We start from the raw sequence: 6,813 nt of genomic DNA on the forward strand, positions 1-6,813 counted from the left end.
AGAACCAGCGTCGAATTCCGCTCGGCGGCAACCTCGACGATGGTCTGCAGCAGACGCAGCTGGAGAGCCGAGGGCGTGTCCGCCATTGCCTCCGCAGCCTGTGCCAACTTGTTCGAGGCCTGGAGTTCACCGTCGGCGATGATCACGCGCGAGCGGCGTTCCCGTTCGGCCTCGGCCTGGCGCGACATCGATCGCTTCATCGACTCGGGCAGAGCGACGTCCTTGATCTCGACGCGGTCGATGTGGACACCCCAGTCAACGGCCGGGTTGTCGATCATAATGGCCAAGCCCTGGTTGAGCCGCTCCCGGTTCGTGAGCAGATCGTCGAGTTCGCTTTGGCCGATGATCGAGCGCAGAGACGTCTGTGCGACCTGCCCGACGGCGAGCTGATAGTTCTCGACATCGACGATGGCACGCCTGGGATCGACGACCTTGAAGTAGATGACCGCATCGACCCGGACCGTGACATTGTCGCGGGTGATGCCTTCCTGCGCCGGGATCGGCATGGTGATGATCTGCAGGTTGACCTTCTCCAGCTTGTCCACGAACGGGACGATGGCCGTCATGCCCGGCTGTTTCGCTTCGCTGGTGACCCGCCCCAGTCGGAACACGACACCGCGCTCATACTGTTTGACGATCCTCAGACTGTTTCCGGCGCCGATGGCCCCGAGTACGATCAGCCCGAAGATGATGTAGAGGATGAACATCTGAATCGCCTCCTTCGACGATTGCCTGTCCATTCAAGATTAGCACCAGGTTCGTCAAATGAGACCAGTTCGGTTACAATGCCGAGCCGATGTTCGGGAATGGCCCAAGAAGCGCCAAGGCTTCAAAAAGTCGGCGCTGATTCCCGTTCCCGCGCCAGCAGTCGCTTACCTGCCGGGTAGGCATCGAGTGAGCGCGGCAGCCGGAGACGACGGCCCGAGGCGTACGTGGCGATGACCGTTCCGGTGTCTGGCCGGTTCGGACCGACACCGTGTGCCTCGACTCCGATTCTGCGCAGGGTCTGCTTCGCCACCGGAATCGGGGAGTCGAAGAGAGTGATCGCTCCGGCCCGAGCGGCCATGATCCGATCGGCGACCAGACCGTAGTGGGTGCATCCGAGCACGATGGTCTCCATGCCGGGATCCATCTGATTCAGGGCCGCATCGATCGCGGCGTCGATGGTGGGCAGATCGGCCTCGTTGATCGCCTCGGCGAGGCCCGGGCATGCCACCTTGGACACGGCCACCTCGGCGGCGAAGGCATCGATGAGGTTCTGCTGGTAGGCGCTGCCCGTCGTTGCCGGGGTCGCCCAGATGGCGAAGTCCTGCCCGGTTCCGGCCGCCATCTTCACGGCCGGGACGGTGCCGATGACGGGAATGTCAGGTTCGTAGCGGGCACGCACTGCTTCCAGGGCCTGGACAGATGCGGTGTTGCAGGCGACGACGATCGCATCGGGCTCCCACTCGGCAAGCACCGCTGCCGAGTTCAGGGCCCGGGCCTCGAGCGCTTCGGGGCTGAGGCTGCCGTACGGGGTGAAGTCCGGATCCATCGCCAGGATCAGGTCCGTATGCGGCGCCAGGTGGAAGAGCGCATCGGCGGTGCCGAGCAGCCCGAGACCGGAATCGAGCAGACCGATACGCGTCATGAATCCTCTTTCGGATAGGCGAACTTCCTGATCTCCTTCAGGTGCGCCTTCGTCAGGCCCTGCACGAATTCGGGAGCAATGAGTTTGAGTCGGTTCGCCGGATAGTGGTCGACGAAGTAGTCGTGCGTGGCCGGGGCGGCGAGGTCGTCATCGATCCAGACGGCCCGGCCGTGCTCATGCGTCTCAAGCCAGTCCTCCATGGCGCGGGCCTTCCACCACAGGTGCGGGTCGTTGGCGTAGCGGTTGTGGGACTCATCGGGCATCTCGATGACCTCGAAGGAGTTGCGCAGACCGAACTTCGGCTCCAACTCGGTTGTGCACCGCTCGGACCAGGTCGAGAGCCACACGACGTCGACGTCATGGGTTTCGACAAGGCGGTCGAAGAACGCGATGACCGCAGGCTTGTAGTGCAGCTCGTAGTGCCAGGCCTGCAGCTTCTTGCGCCCCTCGGTCATGATGCGCAGCTTGGGCACCGGGTAGGAGTTGAGCACTCCGTCGACGTCGAGGAAGACAGTGACATGCCGTGCCTGCCGACGTGCCGATGTCGGCGAGGGGGATGCAGCTGCCATTGTTCCTTCCTGGGGGAGTCGAGATCCGGTGAGTCTGAAGACAGACGGCGACCGTTGCGGACGAGCCGACCACCGTCAAGAATACCGCTCGAAACTGAAGAAGGACGAGCACCCATGTATCAGGAGACCTACGTCCCCAGGCTCCGCGCTTCACTCTGGACTGCGACGCCGGTGTGCTTCCGCAGCTGCTGACGACCTCGGCCGCCGCAACGACAGCGGACTACGCCGATGCGGCCCATCTGTGGAGAGACGAGAAGTCACTGCTGGGCCGGTGAACCCAGTGCGGCGAAGAGGTCGACCTGATTGTCGTCAGGATCGGAGATCACGGCATAGCGCTGACCCCAGAACGCATCCCAGGGTTCGTGGACGACTCCGGCCACGGGATCTGCACCTGCACCACCGGCGGTGAGCTGGGCAAAGGTCGAATCGACCGCCTCGGCGGTGGAGCAGTCGAAGGCCAGGGACATTTTGTGACCACCGGTCGGCCGCGTCCACTCGGGGTCGATGCTGAGCATGACCTGCTCCGTGTCGAGCAACAGGCGGAGGCTGCCCGAAGAGAACTCCGTGTGCGGGGCATCCGCGCCGCCGTCGACGAGGTCGAGGCAGAGCGAGGAGTAGAACTGGACTGCTGCGGGCATGTCGGCGGTGATGATTGAGATCGCGTCGAGTTTCATGCTCTCAGGCTATGTGCACTGTGCGGGCCCGAGCATGAACAGAACGGCCATTTTGGCGCACCCGAGCCTTGGGCGGCAGAGCCTCAGGCGAGGTAGCTTTCGAGGAGAGCCCGGATGTCCTCGGCGATCGGCGCGGGGCGGCCGGTATCGCGATCGAGGTGGACGAGGACGACATCGGAGTTGAAGACCTGGTTTCCCTCCTGCTCGCCGCGCGTATTCACGGTGAATGAGGTATTGCCGATCTTCGAGACCGTCACCGTCATCCTCAGCTCGGGACCGTACATGACCGGCAGGATGTAGTCGATGGACTGGTGGACGACGAGCATCCCGCCACCCGTGATCCGTGCGGCCTTCTCCTCGTGGAGCCATTTGATCCGGCATTCTTCGACGAGCGTGATCATGCGCGCGTTGTTCACATGGCCGAGCATGTCCTGATCGGACCAGCGAACTTCTGGGGAATACTCGAATGTCTTCACGAATGACCTCTTCTTTTCTCTGCCGGGTGTTCAGGGGAGTCCGCGTCGGCGACCGGCACTTATCGTTTCAGACTCCGGACTGCAATCGAAATCTGCTTTGCCCGGCGCCGTACGGTCCTGATCGATCGTTCTATAGTTAAACAGGACTGATCGACGAATGGAAATCATGGCAGCGTCCAAGTCGCTGGCGGCGAGGTCATCGGAGCCGACAGCGATGCGGTGATCGCCGAGATAGGTCTCTGGGTTACGTCAGCCGCGGCGGTTTCTGATCTCCTCGTTGACGGCGCCGACGACCTCGTGGAGGTCACCGATGATCGCGTAGTCGGCGCGCTGGACCATCGTCGACTCCTCATCGGTGTTGATCGCGATGAGCGTCTTCGCGCCCTCGATGCCGGCCATGTGCTGGATCGCCCCGGAGATCCCGCACGCGATGTAGACGTCCGGGGTGATCCGGCTGCCGGTCTGACCGACCTGTTCCGAATGCGGCCGCCAGCCCAGACCCGTGACCACACGAGAGACACCCAGTGCCCCGCCGAGGTGGTCGACGAGCTCGAGGACCTCGCCGAATCCGTTCTCCGAACCGACCCCGCGACCGGCGCCGACGACGGCCCTGGCCTGGGTTAACCCCGATGTGTCAGTGTCATCGGCGGTTTCGACCTCGGTGCGAATCACACGAGTGCGCAGATCCTCGGTTGCTGTTTCGGGGGAGTGGGTGAGGACCTCCGGTGTCGTCGGCGTGGTCTCCTCCGGGGTGCAGGCGTGACCGGCGATCGTGAGAATCTGCAGGTCACCGCCGAGGTTCAGGCGTTCGAACGCGGCCCCGCCCAGCACCTGCCGCAGCAGCCCGTCAGCATCGGCGGCCACGACATTGGCCGCCATCCGCTCACCGGTGCGCACCGCAACATGCGCCATGAGTTCCATCCCGCGTGGAGTCCCCGAGGCCAGAAGCGTCCCGGACTCCGGTGCGATGTCGACAAGCGCCTGTGCCCAGGCGGAAGCCGAATATGCCTCGAGATCCTCGGACTCGAGATGGTGGATCCTGCCCACGCCGAGGGAGGCCAACTGTTCGGTGGCGGCGTCGGTGAGCGTGCCGATGACGGCCGCCTCCACCCCGAGGTCGCCCTCTGAGCTACCTCCCGGTCGCTGGGCAACCCCGCCTGGGGTTGCTGAGTGCCCGGAAGGTAGCTCAGGCTGCGCGCCGGCCAGCTGGGCGAGGACCTCCGCGTTCGTGCGGGCGAAGGTGACCGCCTCGGCGGAGGTCAGCGCTACCTGCCCGGTGTCTTCGGTTTCGACGAATATGAGAGTCATTTCCGGACCACTCCGATCTCTTCGAGAACATCGACCAGGGGGCCGGCCGCATCTGGACCCTCGCCGAGGATGGTCACCGCGCTCGCCGTCTCGGGTGGCAGTTCGAGGCCGATGCGCGGATTCCCGGCACCCGGTTCGGGCGCCAGATATTCGGCGATGCGCGCCTTCTTCGCCTTCATCCGCCCGGTGATCGAGGGATAGCGGGGGTCGACGCCGCCCTCCTGGACGGCGATGACGGCTGGCAGGTCGAGGGAGAAGACCTCGGTCCCGGCAGGCCCGATCCCGTGGGCTTCGACCGCCCCCGCTCCGTCGGAACCGGCCGCAGCGCCGCCAGACCCGCCGGAGGTCGACGCAGCGCCGCCGGTCGCGCTCAGGGTCTGGATTCCGGTCAGCACGGGGTAGTCGAGGTCATAGGCCAGGCGGATCCCGACCTGGAAATCGCCGGTGTCGGCGGCGTCGTTGCCCAGGAGCACGAGGTCGAAGGACTGCCCCTGATCGGCGCGGTCGCGGATGACGTCGCCGATGACCTGGGCGATGTCCTCGGGGCCGAACGCTCCCGGGTCCTCGGTCTCGATGAGGATCCCGTCCTTGGCACCGACGCCCACGGCCGCGCGCAGCTGGTCGACCGCCTCGGCGGGGCCCAATGTCAGCACCGTGACCGTCCCGCCGGTGGCCGCTGCGGTCTGGATGCCCAGTTCCACCGCGCATTCTTCGTGCGCCGAGGTGGTGTGACCCAGACCCGAGTCGTCGATGTCCGTGCCGGTCTCATCGAGCGTGATCGTCCCCGAGACATCGGGGATGCGTTTGATGCAGACGAGGATGTCCATCGCCTACCTCCTGATGCTCTCGTTGTTGGGATCGAACAGTGGGGTGGAATCGATCGAGGCCACCGTGACGGGGTAGGCCTCCTCCATGTAGACGACGGTGAGCTGGTTGCCCAGGACCGCCTCGGCGGGGGGAAGGAAGGCCATGAGCACATGCTTTCCCAGGCTCGGAGCCGACCCCGCCGAGGTGACGTAGGAGTTCCGTCCGTGCCCGTCGACAAGCGGTTGACCGTCCTGGGACAGGATCGGCTCCCCGCCGAGCATGAAGCGTTTCTCGCCGCCGGCGCTCGTGTGATCGTCGACCGTCAGGGAACACAGAACCGTCTTCGGGTCCTCCTCACGATGGCGCAGGTGAGCGGCGCGGCCGATGAAGCTCTGCGACTTCACCTTCGGTCGGGCCATGCCGACTTCGATGACGCTGCGTTCGGAGTCGAGTTCGGCACCGAAAGAGCGGTAGCCCTTCTCGATGCGACCCGTGGTGGAGTAGACGCCGAGCCCGACGGGCACGAGGCCGTGCTCCTCGCCCGCCTCGGTGAGGACGTCCCAGAGTCGCAGCCCGGATTCCATCGGGACGTAGAGCTCCCAGCCCAGATCACCGACATAGGAGATGCGGGAGGCCAGAACGGTCAGCGACCCGATCTCCATGGTCCGGGCCGTGCCGAACTTGAAGCCTTCGTGGCTGATGTCTGCACTTGTGACCCGGGAGAGGATGTCGCGGGCCCGTGGCCCCCAGAGGCCGATCGTCGTCCACGAGGAGGTGAGGTCGGCGAGCTGGGCGCCGGTCTCAGGAAGGAGGTCGGCGAACCATTTGACGTCGACCATGCCGTGGGCGGCACCCGTGACGACCCGGAACCGGTCGTGGGCCAGGCGCATGATGGTCAGGTCCGAGCGGAACCCGCCGGCCTCGTCGAGGACCGGAGTGTAGACGACGCGGCCGATGCTCACATCCATCTGAGCCAGCACGATGGATTGGACGGCGTCGAGGGCCGCGGGGCCGAAGACGTCGAAGATGACGAAGCTCGAGAGGTCGACGAGCCCGGCGCGTTCACGAAGTGCGAGATGCTCGGCGTTGATGATCGGTGACCACCAGCGGGAGTCCCATTCCGCGGTGCGGTCCATGACGCGCTCGCCGAATTCCTCGAGCAGATTCGCGTTCGACTCGTACCACTGGGGGCGTTCCCATCCGCCGACTTCGAAGAAGACCGCGCCGAGTTCCTTCTCGCGCTCATGCATGGGGGAGAGGCGGACGTTGCGATCGGAGTTCCACTGTTCGCCGGGGTGGACGACGCCGTAGGTCTTGATGAACGCCTCGGAGGTGCGGGCCCGCACATG

8 protein-coding genes are annotated in these 6,813 nt (G+C 65.1%); all 8 read right to left on the minus strand.

Annotated features, from left to right (window positions below):
• Nucleotides 1-740 (minus strand): slipin family protein (locus tag L0G76_RS12945; RefSeq protein ID WP_304357597.1); only part of this gene is annotated, 740 nt, incomplete at its 3' end.
• 89 nt (nucleotides 741-829) lie between these two features.
• Complete coding sequence (locus L0G76_RS12950) at nucleotides 830-1,630, minus strand: glutamate racemase (RefSeq protein WP_304357598.1); 801 nt, start codon at nucleotides 1,628-1,630, stop codon at nucleotides 830-832.
• Entirely contained in the window at nucleotides 1,627-2,199 is a 573-nt protein-coding gene (locus L0G76_RS12955; protein ID WP_304357599.1) for an HAD domain-containing protein, read from the minus strand. The genes L0G76_RS12950 and L0G76_RS12955 overlap by 4 nt, the downstream gene beginning before the upstream one ends.
• 257 nt (nucleotides 2,200-2,456) lie before the next feature.
• Complete coding sequence (locus L0G76_RS12960; protein WP_304357600.1) at nucleotides 2,457-2,873, minus strand: VOC family protein; 417 nt, start codon at nucleotides 2,871-2,873, stop codon at nucleotides 2,457-2,459.
• An 83-nt stretch (nucleotides 2,874-2,956) separates the two neighbouring features.
• On the minus strand, nucleotides 2,957-3,349 hold the full coding sequence (locus tag L0G76_RS12965; protein ID WP_304357601.1) for an acyl-CoA thioesterase: 393 nt from the start codon (nucleotides 3,347-3,349) through the stop codon (nucleotides 2,957-2,959).
• Between the two features lie 249 nt (nucleotides 3,350-3,598).
• A complete protein-coding gene (locus L0G76_RS12970; protein WP_304357602.1) occupies nucleotides 3,599-4,657 on the minus strand; it encodes an electron transfer flavoprotein subunit alpha/FixB family protein in 1,059 nt (352 codons plus the stop codon).
• Complete coding sequence (locus L0G76_RS12975; protein WP_304357603.1) at nucleotides 4,654-5,484, minus strand: electron transfer flavoprotein subunit beta/FixA family protein; 831 nt, start codon at nucleotides 5,482-5,484, stop codon at nucleotides 4,654-4,656. The genes L0G76_RS12970 and L0G76_RS12975 overlap by 4 nt, the downstream gene beginning before the upstream one ends.
• A gap of 3 nt (nucleotides 5,485-5,487) precedes the next feature.
• The coding region (locus L0G76_RS12980; protein WP_304357604.1) for a glycine cleavage T C-terminal barrel domain-containing protein at nucleotides 5,488-6,813 on the minus strand (1,326 nt) is incomplete at its 5' end.

Source organism: Brevibacterium picturae (assembly GCF_030453725.1).
GTDB classification, from domain to species: domain Bacteria; phylum Actinomycetota; class Actinomycetes; order Actinomycetales; family Brevibacteriaceae; genus Brevibacterium; species Brevibacterium sandarakinum_A.